The sequence below is a fragment of the Streptomyces sp. JW3 genome (genome assembly GCF_052216785.1).
Classification (GTDB): Bacteria; Actinomycetota; Actinomycetes; order Streptomycetales; family Streptomycetaceae; genus Streptomyces.
Genome location: NZ_JBQOUX010000156.1, coordinates 1 through 15034, shown reverse-complemented (window position 1 = coordinate 15034; position 15034 = coordinate 1). Strand labels below are relative to the sequence as shown.

Sequence of the window (15034 nt, the reverse complement as noted above, 5' to 3'; positions counted from 1 at the left end):
AAGGTCGCCCGGCTCCACCTCGACGCGCTCGGCGTCAAGCTGACCACGCTCCGCCCGGAGCAGGCCGAGTACATCGGTGTGCGGGTGGAGGGCCCGTACAAGCCGGACCACTACCGCTACTGACCCGCGCGCCCGGACCCGCGCCGGTCCGGCCGGTCTCTCGTCGCCCCTTCCGGCGGCGGGAGATTCTGCTGTGCCGGTGGGCCGGGGCGCCGCGTTCCGGTCAGGACCAGAAGCGACTTCCGGCCACCGGCGACCCTCCGCCGAAGGCCGGTGACACGATGTCGATCGAGTCACTGATCCGCTCCGGCGGGGCGGCTTTCACGGGGGACGGGGAGAGGCGGAGAGGGGGGTGGGCCCGCGTTGACAGAGGTGGACCCCCATGCGACTATTAAATAGTTCGCTACGTAATGAATTTGCCGTTCTTCGACGACGAGGCATGGCGAACCCGCCGGGCGGCCGAGCGCCGATCACTGGAGGAGAGTCTCAGTGCGCCGAGAATTACCTGACGTGCATGACGAGGGAGCCGGCCGGCTCACGCGAGTCGCCGTACTGGGCGGCAGCCTCTTCAGCAGGATCGAGACCGTCGCGGTGGTGTCCGGGGAAGAGGGTCTGCGCGCGGTGGGATGCACGGCCGATCCGGCCCATGTGCACCGGGCCGTCGCCGAACACCGCCCCCATGTCGTGGTCGTCCTCGACGACGCCGACGCCCCCCGCGTCGTCCAGGCGCTGGCCGGCAGCACGCCCCGGCCGCGCATCCTGGTGGTCTCGGCGTCCCGGCGGCGTACCGGGGCCGGGACGCCGGGGGAGAGCACCGCGGACATGTACGTCAACCGTGTCGACCGCGCGAGCCTGATCCCGGCGATCCGGCTGGTCAGATCCGGCTACCAGGTGGCCGCCGGCCGGCCGGCGGCCGCGCCCGGCGTGCCGCCGCAGCGGCGGTCCGACGTCCAGCGCCGCTTCGACCAGCTCACCGCCCGGGAGACCGAGGTCGTCCAGCTGATGCTCCGCGGCTGGAGCAACGACGAGATCGCGGCGGCGCTGGAGCTGAGCCGGGCCACGGTCAAGAGCCATGTGCACAGCCTCATGGGCAAGCTGGACCTGAACAGCCGTATCGATGTGATCACCCTGGCCTACCGCACCGGCCTGGTGCGACCGGGCGGCTCGATGGCCGCCGCACATCCCGGCACCGCCCGCACCACGGGCAGCGTGGCCTGACACCCGATCCGAGCCCGAAGCAACAGAGATGAGCGAGATCATGTCCACATCCACTCGTCCCAAGGTGTCCGCGTTCCAGAAGTTCGGGAACAAGATGATGGAGTTGTTCCACAGCATGGGCATGCCGGTCGGCCCCATGCACCTGCTGCGGGTCAGGGGCCGGCGGTCGGGACGGGAGTTCACCAACCCGGTGGCCCCGGTGAAGATCGACGGCACCATGTACATCCTCCAGGCGTTCCCCCAGTCCGACTGGGTGAAGAACGTGCGCGCGGCCGGTGCGGGGACCCTGGTGCGCGGCCGGAAGGCGGTGCCGGTCAAGCTGGTCGAGGTGCCGGTCGCCGAACGGGCGCCGATCGCCCGGCAGTTCCCGACCCAGGTCCCGATGGGCGCCGGCATCTTCGTGAAGAACGGAGTGGTCGCCGACAAGTCTCCCGAGAGCTTCGAGCGGGCGGCACCCGAGATCCCGGTCTTCCGCGTCGTCCCCGTGTGACCGTCGCCCCCTGCGACCACGGAACCCGGGCCCGCCGGTGCGGGCCCGGGTTCCGTCCTGCGCCGAGGGTACGGCCGCTACGCCGCCGTACGGATCTCGCACAGCGCGGCGCCCCGGGACACACTCGCCCCCACGGCCACCCCGACCCCGTGCACGACGCCCGCGCGGTGCGCCTTGATCTGCTGCTCCATCTTCATCGCCTCGATGACGAACAGCACATCGCCCTCGGCCACTTGGGCGCCCTCGACGGCGGCGACCTTGACGACGGTGCCGACCATCGGGCTGCTCAGCGCGTCCCCGCCGGCCGCGGCGGCGGCCGCCGAGGCGCGCGGCCTGCGGCGCGGTGCGCTGCCGCCACCTGCCCGCCCGGCCGCCGGTCCGATCGCCGCGAGGGTCCCGGGCAGCGCCACCTCCAGGCGACGGCCGCCCACCTCGACGGTGTACGACAGCCGGCCGGCGCCGCCCGCCTCGTCCTCGGCGGCGCTGTCGCCGCCCTCCCACGGCGCGACCCGCACCGTGCAGTCGTCCGACTCCAGCCACCGGGTGTGCACGGCGAACCCGGTCTCCGGGTCCTCGGCGGTGAAGGCGGGCACCTCCAGCAGCTCCCGGGCCAGCGCCAGCGTCGTGGGCACGCCCTCGACGGTGAACTCCGCCAGGGCGCGCCGGGCCCGCGCGAGCGCCTGCCGACGGTCCGCGCCGGTGACGATCAGCTTGGCGAGCATCGAGTCGAAGGCACCGTCGACCACCGTGCCCGCCACCATGCCGGTGTCGACCCGGATGCCGGGACCGGCCGGCGGGCTCCAGCGCGTCACCGTACCCGGCGTGGGCAGGAAACCGCGGCCCACGTCCTCGCCGTTGACCCGGAACTCGATGGAGTGGCCCCGCCGCGGCACCGGGTCGGTGTACCCGAGCGGTTCGCCGTCGGCGATCCGGAACTGCTCCAGGACCAGGTCGATGCCGGTGATCTCCTCGGTGACCGGATGCTCCACCTGGAGCCGGGTGTTGACCTCCAGGAACGAGAGCGTGCCGTCCTCCCCGAGCAGGAACTCGCAGGTGCCCGCGCCCACATAGCCCGCCTCGGCGAGGATCGCCCGGGACGCCGACCGCAGCGTCTCCTCCTGCTCGGCGGTGAGGAAGGGCGCCGGGGCCTCCTCGATCAGCTTCTGGTGGCGGCGCTGCACCGAGCAGTCCCGGGTGGAGACCACCACCACGGTGCCGTGCCGGTCCGCCAGGCACTGCGTCTCCACGTGCCGCGCCCGGTCGAGATACTTCTCCACGAAGCAGTCGCCCCGGCCGAAGGCGGCGGCCGCCTCGCGCGAGGCGGACTCCAGCAGTTCGGGGATCTCCGCCAAGGTGCGGGCCACCTTCAGACCGCGTCCGCCGCCGCCGTTGGCCGCCTTGATGGCCAGCGGCAGACCGTGCTGCCGGGCGAAGTCGAGCACCTCGTCGGGACCCTCGACCGGCCGTTCGGTGCCGGGCGCCAGCGGGGCGTCCACCCGGCGGGCGATCTCCCGGGCGGCCACCTTGTCGCCGAGCCGCTCGATCGCCTCCGGCGGCGGCCCGATCCAGGTCAGCCCGGCGGCCGTCACCGCCCGCGCGAACTCGGCGTCCTCGGACAGGAAGCCGTACCCGGGATGGACGGCGTCCGCGCCCGACTCGGCGGCCAGCGCCAGCAGCTTGCCGGCGTCGAGATAGGTGTCCGCGGCCGTGCTGCCGCGCAGCGCGAACGCCTCGTCGGCGAGCCGGGCGTGCGGCGCGTCCCGGTCCTGGTCCGCGTAGACGGCGACGGAGCCGAGGCCCGCGTCCCGGCAGGCCCGGACGACCCGCACCGCGATCTCGCCCCGGTTGGCTATCAGTACCTTCTTCATACGATCCGTTCCCTGTTCTGGACGGGGGCGTCCGCCACGGGGCGGCCCGCCCGGGTGTGTCCGGGCCCGGCGGAAACGGGCCCGCCCCGGCGGACCCGGAGGGCCCGTGCCACTCCGGGTCCGCCGGGGCCGGGTCCGCGGCGCCGGCTCACACGAGACATGTGCCGGCGACCGCCGCGCCGAAGCCCGCCACGGCGATCCAGGTGCGGCCCCGGTTGGCGCGGGCCCACCGGGCACGGGTCTCGGCCCACCCCGGCGGGAGCCGGTCCGGCTCCCAGGTGTCGATGGACCGGTTGATCCGCACGTTGGACAGCTCGGAGACGAGCGCCACGCCGATCAGGCCCGCCTCCGCCACCGCGAACGCGCCCTTGGCGGCCCAGCCGGGCGCCAGCACGACCAGCAGCAGACCGGCGCCCAGCGCGACCTTGTCGACGGTGGGCATCAAGGGGTCGAACCGGGGGTCCAGCAGCCGGTGCACCTGCACGTACCGGCTCCCCGGCAGCTGGGCCAGCATGGGGACCACCGCGATCTCGACGGCCACCAGCACCCCGGCCAGCGCACCGCTGAGCAGGACGAGCAGCGCCGCCAGGAGGTCGACGTACACGACGAAACCGCCTCCCAGGGCTCAGTAGTCGAAGTTCATCATCAGGCGGTACGTGCCCTTCTTCGCGAAGGTGCCGAAGAACGCGCGCATGAACAGGTCGCGCGCCCCGCAGGCCAGCGAGCTCCGCCACTTGCCGAGTTCGCCGATGCGGTACGCGCCGCGCACCATCGACTCCACCCGCTGCCTGCGCAGGCTCTCGTACCGGGCCAGCGCGGTGGGCAGGTCCGGCTCGCGGGCCAGCAGACCGGACAGCACGGCGCCGTCCTCGATGGCCTGGCCGGCGCCCTGGCTGAGGTTGAGCGTCATGGCGTGCGCCGCGTCCCCGACCAGCACCACCCGGCCGTGGCTCCACGCCCGGTCCCGGGCCGGCGGACGGTCCGCGATGTCGATGGGCAGGATGGCGTCCTCGCGGGTGGCCGCCAGGATGCGCGGGATCGGGTCCTGCCAGTCGGCGTACGTCTCCCGCATCACCTGGCGCTTGTCCTTGCGGAACATGTCGAACGGGGTGCTCGCCGCGTCCGAGGTGATGGCGTCCCAGTAGACCTCGCGGTCGTTGAGCCGGCAGTACAGGAAGCGCAGGCCGCCCTTGCCCCACAGGTTGAAGAAGGTCCCGCTGGGCACGAGGTCCTCGCCGGGCAGCTCGGCGATGGCCTGCCAGGCGGTGTACCCGGCGTAGCGGGGCGGCAGGTCGTGGCCGTGCCGCAGGGTGCCGCGCACCGCCGAGCGCATGCCGTCGGCGCCGATCAGCACGTCGGCGCGCTCCTCGGAGCCGTCCGCGAACCGGGCCGTCACCCCGTCCGGGTCCTGCTCGAAGCCGACGCACTGGGCGCCCATCACCACCGTGTCACCGGCCTCCTGGAGCAGCAGGGAGTTCAGGTCGGAGCGGCGCAGCGCCACGGCGGGCGCGCCGATCCGGGCCGCCTCCGGGGCGATCGCCCAGCGGGCCAGCGTACGGCCGTTCGCGGACCGGAACTCGTGGAAGTCGATGTCCGAGCTGACCTTGCTCACCTGGTCGTCGAGGCCCAGCTTGCGCAGCGCGACGAAGGCGTTGTGCCACAGCATGAAGCCGCCGCCGGTCAGCAGCCGGCTCGGCTCGGTGCGGCGCTCGAACACCTTGACGTCGACGCCGGCCTGACGCAGGCCGATCGCCGTGGTGAGGCCGCCGATGCCGGCGCCGATCACCACAGCCTTCTGGACGGGCATGGTGTTCCTCTCAACCGGCCGCGGGCGGAACGCGCGGCGTCTGGTAGGACTCGAGGGTGGCCCGCACCTCGTGCACGGACCGCTGGAAACTGTCGGCCCAGAACGGGAACATGGCGGCCGACTGCCGCATGTGCTCCGGGTCGTCGGCCCAGGCGCGGAACCGCTCCTCGTCCTCCCACTCGGCGAGCAGCGAGTACTTCGTCGGGTCCGCGGTGTCGCGCAGCAGCTCGTCGCGGAGGTGGCCGGGGGTGCCGCGGACCTTGCTGGTGACGTCGAGGTACGCCGCCTCGAAGGCGTCGAAGTCCTCGGGCCTGATGGTCGCGGTCATGATGACGCGGATGGTCATGCCGTGCCTTTCTCCGTCGCGGGGGCGGTGGGGGAGGCGGCGCCGATGTGCGCGACCACCTCGTAGAGGGACTTGGCGGCCGACTCCCGCAGCAGGTCCAGCGCGGCGGAGAGCGCCTTGCGGTCCGCGCTGTCCTGGTAGCGGGCCAGCTCCTCGCGCGAGGCCCAGTCCGCGGTGATGGTGTACCGGAGCGGGTCGGCGGGCGCGCGCAGCATGGTCTGGCCCAGGGAGCCGGGGTAGCGGCCGGCCACCGCGGCGGCCGCGCGCCAGGTGCGTTCGAACTCCTGCGCCTGGCCCGGCCGTACCCGCATGTCGAGAACGGTGCGGATCATGTGTGCCTCCAGCCGCCCGGGCTGTGCGCGGTGAACGGCTGCCAGCTGGGACGCGCGACCGGCCGCGGCCGCGGCTGCTCGGGCGCGCCGCCGAGCCGGGCCAGCAGCACCAGCAGCGCGGCCGTCTCGTGCGCGTCGGGGGTGCCGCGCAGGATGCGCACCGGTGCGGTGGCGGGTCCGGGGTCTGTCACGCGTTCCACGAGTAGAACTCCTCGGCCATCGCGTCGGCGGGGCCGCGCCAGGTGAGCGGGTCGTAGGCGCCGATGTGCGGCTTGAGCTTCTCGTTGACGTCCTGGAAGAGCGGGTGGCCGCGTACTTCCTCGATCCGGCCGCCGACCCGCTCCTCGGAGCCGATCAGCTGGAAGTACAGGCCCTGGTACCGGAAGAGGCGGCGGTGCTTCACCCCGACCAGGTGGGGCAGGTCGGTGGCGTCGGACTCGGCCCAGACGCCGGCCACCCGCTCACTGTCCTCGGGGGCCATGCGGGCGACGATCAGCGTGTACTGCATGAGCGCTCCTGTCCATGTCTCGTCCGTGTCCGGCCGGCTGGCGGTCCGGATGGCAAGTAATTAGGTTGCTGGCTAACGTTTTCGGTTAAGGTGACCCCAGGGCTGCCGCCGCAATCCCCCGTCGGCGGCAGCCCACTTTGGTGTCCCTTGGTGTCACACGGTGGTCAGGCCGGCCCGCTCGCGGACCCGGCCGCGGATCAGCGCCATCTGCAGCGTCGAGTTGGTGGTGATCCGGGCCGTCATCGTCGCGGTGTCCACCGGCGCCTGCGGCTTCATCCGGAAGTCCTGCGTCCAGCGCATCTCGACCCCGCCCGCGACCTCGCGGTAGGTCCAGACGATGTCCATGAACTCGAACGGCCCGGTCTCCACGCGGCGCGCCCGCACCGTCCCCGCCTCGCGGTCCAGCGTCCGCTCCGAGACCCAGCTCCACACGGTGCCGTTCTCGTCGGGGTGCATGCTGAGCCGGAAGGTGACGGTGTTCCCGGCCGTCTCCAGGATCTCGGCGGCGGCGTACTCGCTGAACAGGCCGGGCCAGGCGGCGACGTCGTTGGTCTGCCGCCAGACCTCGTCGAACGGGGCGTCGATGACGATGCTCTGCTCGGTGTGGCCCGCCCGCAGCAGCCCCTCGTCCACCAGCCGCCGGTTGATGCCGAGCAGCAGCTCGAAGGGGGTGCGGGTGCCGTCGGCGCCGCTGTCCGGCTCCAGGCCGAGGCGCAGCTCCAGTTCGGAGACGACGCCCAGACCGCCCAGCGAGTCGACGCCGAGGGACTCGAAGGTGACGGCGGGGTCGAGCAGGTCGGCCGCGGTGATGCCCGCACCGGAGGCGCGGTTGATCAGCTCGGCGTATTCGTCCAGGGTGATCACGGAGGTGGTCACGGCGGTACCTTTCTGTTAGAGCGGTGCGGCGGAGTACGTACGGTTCAGCGGGCCTTGATGACGACCGCGGCGTTGAAGCCCTCGAAGCCGCGGGCCAGCACCAGGGCGGTGCGCACCGGGGCCTCGCGGGTCTCGCGGACCAGGTCAAGGCCGATGCCGGGGGCGAGTTCGGCGGTGGTGGGCGTGCCCGGCACGACGGAGTCCCGCACGGACAGCAGCGCCATCGCCACGTCCAGCGGCGCCCCGCCCGCGTGCAGCCGGCCCACCAGGCACTTGGGCACCGTCACCGGCACCCGCCCGGCCCCGAACACCGCGTTGATCGCGTCCGCCTCCGCCCGGTCGGCCGCCGGCACGCCGAGCCCGTCGGCGAAGACCACGTCGACGTCGGCGGGGTCGACCCGGGCGTCGGCCAGGGCCCGCACGATGGCGCGGCGCAGCCCGGGTTCCCGCCCGGAGCCGGGCCGCGGGTCGAAGGTGGCCGCGTACCCGGCGAGCACCCCGTACCCCTTCTCGGCGTCCCGGGCCCGCAGGGTGTCCTCGGCCTCGACGATGAAGATCGCCCCGCCCTCCCCGGCCACGTACCCGTCCGCCCCGGCGTCGAAGGGACGGTAGGCGTGGGCCGGGTCCCGGCTGCCGGTCATCAGGTGCGCCGAGGTGTGGCAGGCCAGCGCGTACGGGCCGAGCGGCGCGTCGGTGCCGCCGGTCACCACCATCGACGCGTCGTCGCGCAGCGCGCGCCGGGCCTGCCCCAGCGCGTCCAGACCGCCGGCCTGCTCGCCGACCAGCACCCCGCAGGCGCCCTTCATGCCGTGCCGGATGGAGATCTGGCCGGTGGTGGCCGCGTAGAACCAGGCGATGGACTGGTAGGGGCCCACGAACCGGGAGCCCTTGTCCCACAGCTTCTGGATCTCGCGCTGGCCGAACTCGTTGCCGCCCGAGGAGGTCGCGGTGATCACGGACATCTCGTACTCGTCGAGCCGCTCCGGGTCGATGTCCGCGTCCGCGAGCGCCCGTTCGGCCGCGACCAGGCCGAACTGGGTCCACCGGTCGGTCTGGACCATCAGCCGGCCGTCGATGGTGTCCCGGGGCGCGAAGTCGGTGACCTCGCCCGCCACATGGACCGGATAGCCGGCGGCGTCGAAGGACCGGACCTCTGCGATGCCGCTGACGCCGTTGAGCGTCGCGTCCCAGAACTCCTTGGTGGTGGAGCCGTTGGGGGCGATGACTGACACACCACTGAACACGGTGCGACGGTTCATGGTCATTCCGTCACTTCCTGGTTCCCGGCCTGGCCAGCAGCATCGCCGACTGGAAGCCGCCGAATCCGCTGCCCACGCTCAGCACGATGTCGTTGACGTGTCCGCGCGCGGACAGCGGCACGTAGTCCAGGTCGAGTGCCGGGTCCTGCTCGCGCAGATTGGCGGTGGGCGGCACCACGTCGTGCTCGATCGCCAGCGCGCAGGCGGCCGCCTCCAGCGCCCCGATGGCGCCCAGCGAGTGCCCGATCATCGACTTGATCGAGCTGACCGGGACGCCGTACGCGGCCTTTCCCATGGACTTCTTCAGCGCGGCCGTCTCGTGCCGGTCGTTCTGCGCCGTCCCCGAACCGTGCGCGTTGACGTAGCTGATCAGGTCCGGGGTGATGCCGGCCCGCTCCATGGCGACCTCGATCGCCTCCGCCATGTCCAGCCCGTCGGGCTTGAGCCCGGTCATGTGGAAGGCGTTGCTGCGCTGCGCGAACCCGATGATGTCGGCGTAGGCGTGCGCGCGGCGGCGGGCCGCGTGCGCCCGGCTCTCCAGCACCAGGACGGCCGCGCCCTCGCCGAGCACGAACCCGTCGCGGTCCTTGTGGAAGGGACGGGAGGCGTGCGCGGCGTCGCCGTTGTTGCGCGAGGTGGCGCCGATCGCGTCGAAGCAGGCGACGGTGATCGGGGAGATCGGCGCGTCGGTGGCGCCGGCGATCACCACGTCCGCCGACCCCTCCGAGATCAGCTGGACGCCGTGCGCGACCGCGTCCAGGCCCGAGGTGCAGCCGGTGGACACCACCGTGGCGGGGCCCTCCGCGTCCGCCGCCCAGGCCACCTCGACCGCGAGGGTGCTCGGGATCAGCGCCCGGTAGAGGTGCTCGGTGGCCAGTTCGGGCGCCACCTCCCACTTCTTGCCGCGCTCGCTGACCACCACGTACTCGTCCTCCAGCCGGGTGGTGCAGCCGACCGCGCTGCCGATGCTGACCCCGGTGCGCTCCGGGTCCGCGCCGCCCGCCGTCAGGCCGGCGTCGGCGAGCGCCTCGCGGGCGGCGACCACCGCGAACTGGGCGGCCCGGTCCATCCGCGCCACCTCGTCCGGGGTGAGCCCCGAGGCCGCCGGATCGAAGTCGACCTCGGCCGCGATCCGGGACTGGAACCCGGTGGCGTCGAACAGGGTGATGCCCCGGGTGGCGGTGCGGCCCGCCGTCAGCAGGTCCCAGTAGGCGTCCCGGCCCACCGCACCGGGCGCGACCACGCCGATGCCGGTGACCAGGGCGCCCCAGCGGTCCGTGTCCGTCGAGCTCATCGAGGCTCTCCCGCGGGCGCCAGCTCCGGGCGGGGCAGGTCCTCGGTGTCGACGTGCCCGAGGTCGGGGCGCGGGGCCAGCGGGCCCAGGTGGTACATCAGCTCGGCCGGCTCCGCGCCGCGGTTCTCCAGCCGGTGCCGGGCCTTGATCGGCACCAGGAAGCCCTCCCGCGCGGACACCTCGGTCTCCCGCCCGTCCAGGCGCAGCACGATCGTCCCGGCGAGCACGTACACGAACTCCTCCGAGTACGGGTGGTAGTGCTCGCTGATGTACTCGCCGGGCTCCAGCCGGGCATGGCCCATGAACCCGCTGGTGGCGCCGACGTTGCCGGGGCCGAGCAGGGTGCGCAGGGCGCCGCCGCGGTGCAGGTTGACCGGCACCTCGTCGAACGCGACCTTGCGGGGCGCGGTCCGCGGCTCTCCGGTGATCTCGTGGCTCATGGCTGTTGTCTCCTGTGGGTGTCGGAATCCGGTCACAGCGGTGAGTTGCCGTGCTTGCGCTTGGGCAGGTCGACGCGCTTGGAGCGGAGCATGCGCAGCCCCTGGTGGATCGCCGACCGGGTCGCCCGGGGGTCGATGACGTCGTCGACCAGGCCGCGCTCGGCGCCGTAGTAGGGGTGCATCAGCGTGCGCTGGTACTCCTCCACCAGCTGCCGCCGCCTCTCCTGCGGGTCCTCGGCCGCCAGGATGGCCCGGCGGTGGATGACGTTGGTGGCGGCCTCCGCGCCCATGACCGCCACCTCGTTGGAGGGCCAGGCCAGCGAGAGGTCGGTGCCGATGGACCGCGAGTCCATCACGATGTACGCGCCGCCGTACGCCTTGCGCATCAGCACCTGGATGCGGGGCACCGTCGCCTCGCAGTAGGCGTACAGCAGCTTGGCGCCGTTGCGGATGATGGCGTTGTGCTCCTGGTCGACGCCGGGCAGGAAGCCGGGGACGTCCACCAGGGAGACCAGCGGGATGTTGAACGAGTCGCAGAACCGGATGAACCGGGCCGCCTTCTGCGAGGCGTCGATGTCCAGCACGCCGGCCAGCACCAGCGGCTGGTTGGCGACCAGGCCGACGACCTGTCCGCCGATCCGGGCCAGGCCGATCACGATGTTGCCCGCCCACGCCTCCTGGAGCTCCAGGAACTCGCCGTGGTCGACGATCTCCTCGATCACCCGGCGCACGTCGTAGGGCTGGTTCGGGGAGTTCGGCACGATGTCGAGCAGGCCGTCGCACGGCCGGTCGACGGGATCGTCGGTGTCCGCCTCCGGCGGGAACTCCCGGTTGTTCTGCGGCAGGAACGACAGCAGCCACCGCAGCTGCTCGAACGCGTCGTCCTCGTCGTCGTGGACGGACGTCGCCTGCCCCGAGCGGGCGTGCACCTCGGCGCCGCCCAGCCCCTCGAAGTCGATCTCCTCGCCGGTGACCGCCTTGATCACGTCCGGGCCGGTCACGTACATGCTCGCCGTGCCGCGCACCATCAGGACGAAGTCGGTGAGCGCGGGGGAGTAGGCGGCGCCGCCCGCGCAGGGCCCGAGCATCACGCTGATCTGCGGGATCACCCCGGACGCCTGGACGTTGCGGCGGAAGATGCCGCCGTAGCCCGCGAGGGCCATGACGCCCTCCTGGATGCGGGCGCCGGCCCCGTCGTTGAGGCCGATCAGCGGAGCGCCGGCGCGTTCCGCGAGATCCATCACCTTGTGGATCTTGGCGGCGTGGGCCTCGCCGAGGGAGCCGCCGAAGATCCCGAAGTCATGGGCGTACACGAAGACCTGACGGCCCTCGACGGTGCCCCAGCCGGTGACCACGCCGTCGGTGTACGGGCGCTTGGCGTCCATCCCGAAGTCGGTCGCGCGGTGTCTGCGCAACATCTCCAGCTCGTTGAAGGACCCCTCGTCCAGCAGCCGCGCGACGCGCTCCCGCGCGGTCGACTTGCCGAGCCGGTGCTGCCGTGCCGCGGACTCCGCGTCGAGCCCCTCCACCACCCGCTGCCGGATGACGGCGAGTTCCGCCGTACGGTCGGCCAGGCCCTCGGCCGGCAGCTCCCGCGGGACGCTCTCCTGGGCCGGGCGCCCTTCCTTGACGGCGGTGCCATGCCGCTCCACTTCCGACACGCCACTCACGCTCCCTCCAGCTGACCTGCTCACGCGTCCGGCCACGGTCGGCCGGTACTCGTCGGAGTCTGCGGCCGGGGAAAAAAGTCCCTGTGAGGCGAACGCAAAGCCGCCGGGGGCGGGCCGCCTGCTTATTGGCCGCTTTACCGGAACCCGCAACGGCGCTCCCGATACTCGTCGCATCCCAACGGCCCCGAGAAAGGGACGGACTGTGACGGCTACGCGTGGACGCGTCGTCCAACTGGACGGCGTCAAGCCCATCAAATGGGCGGGCGAGACGGGGCGCTGGCTGCTCCGCGGTGAGGACACCGGCGGTCTCTACTCGTTCTTCGAGGTGACGTCGCCGCCGGGCGGCGGCCCGCCGCTGCACATCCACGAGGACGTCGACGAGTCGTTCTACGTGATCGAGGGCGAGTACGAGATCGAGCTGGACGGCGAGAAGCACAAGGCCACGCCGGGCAGCCTGGTGTACGGGCCGCGCGGGGTGGGCCACGCCTTCGTCAACACCTGGAACCGGCCCAGCAAGATGCTGTGCATCGCCACGCCGGGCGGGGTGGAGGACTGGTTCGAGGAACTGGGCCAGCTGATCGACGGCCAGGGCCCGCCGGACTGGGAGAAGATGCAGGCCCTCGCGACGAAACACCACATCGTGGGCTTCCGCCCGCAGCGGGGCCCGATGGCGGCGGGCGCCGGCGGCCCGGGGGGACGGCCTGGCGGTCCCGGGGGGCCCGGTGCGGCCGGCCGTCCCGGTGGGCCGGGTGGTTCCGGGCCCGCTGCCGGGAGGGGCTAGCGGATGGCCCAGGACTCGGCCACGATCCTCGCCGAGACGGTCGCGGGCGTCTGCGTCGTCCTGGTGGCGGGATCGGTACTGGTCCCGCTGCTGCGACGGCTGCGGCAGCCGCCCGTGATCGCGGAGATCCTCGCGGGCATCGCGCTCGGCCCGAGCCTCCTGGGCCTGCTCCCGGGAGAGCTGCCGGAGCTGCTGTTCCCGTCCGAAACCCGGGCCGGCCTGTCCGCCATCGCCCAGATCGGCATCCTGCTGTTCATGTTCCTGATCGGGTGGGAGATCGATCTGCGGCAGATCCGCACCCACCGCAACGCGGTACTGGGGATCTCCCTGTCGGCGATCGCCGTACCGTTCGTCACGGGCGTGGCGCTGGCCGGCTGGCTGTACGGCCACCACGACCGCGTCGCCGGACAGCACGTCGGACAGACGCCCTTCGTGCTGTTCGTGGGTACCGCGATGGCCATCACCGCGTTCCCGGTGCTGGCCCGGATCATCCTCGAACACCGGCTCCAGCACACCCGGGTGGGCATCCTCGCCCTGGCCAGTGCCGCCGTCGGCGACGCCCTCGCCTGGTGCATGCTCGCGTTCGTCTCGGTGGTCGCGGTCTCCACCGGCTCCGGCCACGTCTACACGGTGATCGGCGGCACGCTGCTGTACGCCGTCGCCCTCACCGCCGTGGTGCGCCCGGCGCTGCACCGGGTGATCAGGGCGATGACCCGGAACGACGTGGTCTCCCCCCGGCTGCTGCCGCTGATCGCGGCCGGCGCCCTCGGGTGCGCCTTCGTCACGCACTGGATCGGACTCGACGCGATTTTCGGCGCGTTCACCTTCGGCCTGATCATGCCGCGTTCCTCGATGAAGCTGCTGAAGTCGTCGGTGAGCGTGCCGTTCGAACACATCACGACGCTGCTCATGCCGATCTTCTTCATCACCACCGGACTCGCGGTCGACGTCACCCAGCTCGGCGGCGCCGGGGTGCTGGAACTGGCCGCCATCATGGCCGTCGCCTGCTTCGGCAAACTGGCCGGCGCCACCGGGGCCGCCCGGATGGCCGGCCTGACCTGGAAGGAGTCCTCGGTCATCGGCGTACTGATGAACACCCGGGGACTCACCGAACTGATCATCCTGAACGCCGGGGTCAGCATGGGCGTCCTGGACCAGCGGATGTTCACCATGATGGTGCTGATGGCCCTGGTCACCACCGCCCTGGCCGGCCCGCTGGTGCCCCGCAAGTCCTACGCGCGCGCCGCCGCCGACCTGCCGCTGCCCGAGACGGCCCTGCCGCGCACCAAGTGACGGCCCGTATCCCTCGACGCCCCGATGGAGACCGAGATGCCCTATCCCTACCGAAGTGCCTTCGTGACCGGAGCGTCGAGCGGCATCGGCGCCGAGTTCGCCGCCCGGCTGGCCCGCCGCGGCGTCGGCCTGACGCTGGTCGCCCGCCGCGAGGACCGGCTCAAGCAGCTCGCCACCGACCTGGCCGACGCGCACGGCGTACGGGTCGACGTGCTCGCCGCCGACCTCGGTGACGACACCGGCCTCCAGGCGGCGTGCGAGCGGCTGCGCGAGCCGGGGGAGCACGCCGTCGACCTGCTGGTCAACTGCGCCGGTTACGGCTCGACGGGCTACTTCCGCGACCTGTCCCTGGCCCGCGAGAACCACCAGATCCGGGTCAACCTGCTGGCCCCGGTGGCGCTCACGCACGCCGCTCTCGGGCAGATGACCGAGCGCCGGCACGGCGGCGTCCTCAACGTCTCCTCCATCGTCTCGGGACTGCCGATGCCGAAGTCGGCGGTGTACGGCGCCGCCAAGGCGTTCCTCGGCTCGTTCGGGGAGAGCCTGTACCTGGAGGCGCGCGGCAGCGGGGTGCACGTCACCACCGTGCGCACCGGTCTGGTCCGCACCGAGTTCCACGAGGCCGCCGGGCTGGACACGGCGGGCCTGCCCAAGATGGCCTGGCTGACGCCGGGCCAGGTGGTGGAGCCGGCCCTGAAGGCGGTTGCCAAGGGCCGCCCGTTCGTCACGCCCGGGGCGATGAACCGGATGCAGCCCTACTTCCTGGGCGCCACCCCGCGGCCGCTGCTCCAGGCGGTGGTGCGGCGGATGTACCGCGTCTGACCCGCCTTGTACACCGAAGCGGGGGGCGGG

General features: G+C 72.6%; 18 protein-coding genes. 6 read left to right on the top strand and 12 right to left on the bottom strand.

From position 1 onward, the window contains the following. From ACTT8P_RS35930 to ACTT8P_RS35920, 3 genes are all read left to right on the top strand, one after another. Window positions 1–123 (top strand): adenosylhomocysteinase (locus ACTT8P_RS35930; RefSeq protein WP_442836002.1); only part of this gene is annotated, 123 nt, incomplete at its 5' end. A 387-nt stretch (window positions 124–510) separates the two neighbouring features. Next, entirely contained in the window at window positions 511–1218 is a 708-nt protein-coding gene (locus ACTT8P_RS35925; RefSeq protein ID WP_442835999.1) for a LuxR C-terminal-related transcriptional regulator, read from the top strand. Window positions 1219–1258: 40 nt separating this feature from the next. Beyond that, on the top strand, window positions 1259–1708 hold the full coding sequence (locus ACTT8P_RS35920) for a nitroreductase/quinone reductase family protein (RefSeq protein ID WP_442835998.1): 450 nt from the start codon (window positions 1259–1261) through the stop codon (window positions 1706–1708). Window positions 1709–1785: 77 nt separating this feature from the next. On the opposite strand, the gene ACTT8P_RS35915 is transcribed toward ACTT8P_RS35920, so the two are convergent. The 12 genes from ACTT8P_RS35915 to ACTT8P_RS35860 all read right to left on the bottom strand — a co-directional run bounded on the left by ACTT8P_RS35915 (window position 1786) and on the right by ACTT8P_RS35860 (window position 12012). Further along, the gene (locus ACTT8P_RS35915) at window positions 1786–3576 is read right to left on the bottom strand and encodes an ATP-binding protein (protein ID WP_442835997.1); all 1791 of its coding nucleotides are present in this window, start codon (window positions 3574–3576) and stop codon (window positions 1786–1788) included. A gap of 148 nt (window positions 3577–3724) precedes the next feature. Beyond that, window positions 3725–4180: an anthrone oxygenase family protein gene (locus ACTT8P_RS35910; protein ID WP_442835996.1), complete on the bottom strand. Its 456-nt coding sequence runs from the start codon at window positions 4178–4180 to the stop codon at window positions 3725–3727. A 21-nt stretch (window positions 4181–4201) separates the two neighbouring features. Continuing rightward, complete coding sequence (locus ACTT8P_RS35905) at window positions 4202–5383, bottom strand: FAD-dependent monooxygenase (protein ID WP_442835995.1); 1182 nt, start codon at window positions 5381–5383, stop codon at window positions 4202–4204. Between the two features lie 10 nt (window positions 5384–5393). Then, window positions 5394–5729 carry an antibiotic biosynthesis monooxygenase family protein gene (locus tag ACTT8P_RS35900; protein WP_442835994.1) on the bottom strand — a complete coding sequence of 112 codons (336 nt, stop codon included), beginning with the start codon at window positions 5727–5729 and terminating at the stop codon, window positions 5394–5396. Further along, on the bottom strand, window positions 5726–6061 hold the full coding sequence (locus tag ACTT8P_RS35895) for an antibiotic biosynthesis monooxygenase family protein (RefSeq protein ID WP_442835993.1): 336 nt from the start codon (window positions 6059–6061) through the stop codon (window positions 5726–5728). Before ACTT8P_RS35895 ends, ACTT8P_RS35900 begins: the two co-directional genes overlap by 4 nt. Beyond that, window positions 6058–6261 (bottom strand): acyl-CoA carboxylase epsilon subunit, encoded by a 204-nt coding sequence (locus tag ACTT8P_RS35890; RefSeq protein WP_442835992.1) that lies wholly within the window; start codon window positions 6259–6261, stop codon window positions 6058–6060. Before ACTT8P_RS35890 ends, ACTT8P_RS35895 begins: the two co-directional genes overlap by 4 nt. Next, window positions 6249–6569 carry a TcmI family type II polyketide cyclase gene (locus tag ACTT8P_RS35885; protein WP_361161955.1) on the bottom strand — a complete coding sequence of 107 codons (321 nt, stop codon included), beginning with the start codon at window positions 6567–6569 and terminating at the stop codon, window positions 6249–6251. Before ACTT8P_RS35885 ends, ACTT8P_RS35890 begins: the two co-directional genes overlap by 13 nt. A gap of 153 nt (window positions 6570–6722) precedes the next feature. After that, window positions 6723–7187: an SRPBCC family protein gene (locus ACTT8P_RS35880; RefSeq protein ID WP_442836001.1), complete on the bottom strand. Its 465-nt coding sequence runs from the start codon at window positions 7185–7187 to the stop codon at window positions 6723–6725. Window positions 7188–7489: 302 nt separating this feature from the next. After that, window positions 7490–8704 (bottom strand): ketosynthase chain-length factor, encoded by a 1215-nt coding sequence (locus ACTT8P_RS35875; protein ID WP_442835991.1) that lies wholly within the window; start codon window positions 8702–8704, stop codon window positions 7490–7492. A 10-nt stretch (window positions 8705–8714) separates the two neighbouring features. Next, window positions 8715–9998, bottom strand: a complete 1284-nt coding sequence (locus ACTT8P_RS35870) for a beta-ketoacyl-[acyl-carrier-protein] synthase family protein (RefSeq protein WP_442835990.1) — start codon at window positions 9996–9998, stop codon at window positions 8715–8717. After that, on the bottom strand, window positions 9995–10438 hold the full coding sequence (locus tag ACTT8P_RS35865) for a cupin domain-containing protein (RefSeq protein ID WP_361161949.1): 444 nt from the start codon (window positions 10436–10438) through the stop codon (window positions 9995–9997). The genes ACTT8P_RS35870 and ACTT8P_RS35865 overlap by 4 nt, the downstream gene beginning before the upstream one ends. Before the next feature lie 32 nt (window positions 10439–10470). Further along, window positions 10471–12012 (bottom strand): acyl-CoA carboxylase subunit beta, encoded by a 1542-nt coding sequence (locus ACTT8P_RS35860; RefSeq protein WP_442836000.1) that lies wholly within the window; start codon window positions 12010–12012, stop codon window positions 10471–10473. A 298-nt stretch (window positions 12013–12310) separates the two neighbouring features. On the opposite strand from ACTT8P_RS35860, the gene ACTT8P_RS35855 reads away from it, so the two are divergent. The 3 genes from ACTT8P_RS35855 to ACTT8P_RS35845 are packed head-to-tail and all read left to right on the top strand — an operon-like array spanning window position 12311 to window position 15004. After that, entirely contained in the window at window positions 12311–12889 is a 579-nt protein-coding gene (locus tag ACTT8P_RS35855) for a cupin domain-containing protein (protein ID WP_442835989.1), read from the top strand. A gap of 3 nt (window positions 12890–12892) precedes the next feature. Beyond that, complete coding sequence (locus ACTT8P_RS35850; RefSeq protein WP_442835988.1) at window positions 12893–14182, top strand: cation:proton antiporter domain-containing protein; 1290 nt, start codon at window positions 12893–12895, stop codon at window positions 14180–14182. Between the two features lie 36 nt (window positions 14183–14218). Then, the gene (locus tag ACTT8P_RS35845; protein ID WP_442835987.1) at window positions 14219–15004 is read left to right on the top strand and encodes an SDR family NAD(P)-dependent oxidoreductase; all 786 of its coding nucleotides are present in this window, start codon (window positions 14219–14221) and stop codon (window positions 15002–15004) included. Window positions 15005–15034: the final 30 nt, after the last annotated feature.

Coding starts and splice junctions, on each gene's coding strand:
- ACTT8P_RS35920 (WP_442835998.1), top strand. CDS start 1,259: ATGTCCACATCCACTCGTCCCAAGGTGTCCGCGTTCCAGAAGTTCGGG.
- ACTT8P_RS35915 (WP_442835997.1), bottom strand. CDS start 3,576: ATGAAGAAGGTACTGATAGCCAACCGGGGCGAGATCGCGGTGCGGGTC.
- ACTT8P_RS35905 (WP_442835995.1), bottom strand. CDS start 5,383: ATGCCCGTCCAGAAGGCTGTGGTGATCGGCGCCGGCATCGGCGGCCTC.
- ACTT8P_RS35900 (WP_442835994.1), bottom strand. CDS start 5,729: ATGACCATCCGCGTCATCATGACCGCGACCATCAGGCCCGAGGACTTC.
- ACTT8P_RS35895 (WP_442835993.1), bottom strand. CDS start 6,061: ATGATCCGCACCGTTCTCGACATGCGGGTACGGCCGGGCCAGGCGCAG.
- ACTT8P_RS35885 (WP_361161955.1), bottom strand. CDS start 6,569: ATGCAGTACACGCTGATCGTCGCCCGCATGGCCCCCGAGGACAGTGAG.
- ACTT8P_RS35875 (WP_442835991.1), bottom strand. CDS start 8,704: ATGAACCGTCGCACCGTGTTCAGTGGTGTGTCAGTCATCGCCCCCAAC.
- ACTT8P_RS35870 (WP_442835990.1), bottom strand. CDS start 9,998: ATGAGCTCGACGGACACGGACCGCTGGGGCGCCCTGGTCACCGGCATC.
- ACTT8P_RS35865 (WP_361161949.1), bottom strand. CDS start 10,438: ATGAGCCACGAGATCACCGGAGAGCCGCGGACCGCGCCCCGCAAGGTC.
- ACTT8P_RS35850 (WP_442835988.1), top strand. CDS start 12,893: ATGGCCCAGGACTCGGCCACGATCCTCGCCGAGACGGTCGCGGGCGTC.
- ACTT8P_RS35845 (WP_442835987.1), top strand. CDS start 14,219: ATGCCCTATCCCTACCGAAGTGCCTTCGTGACCGGAGCGTCGAGCGGC.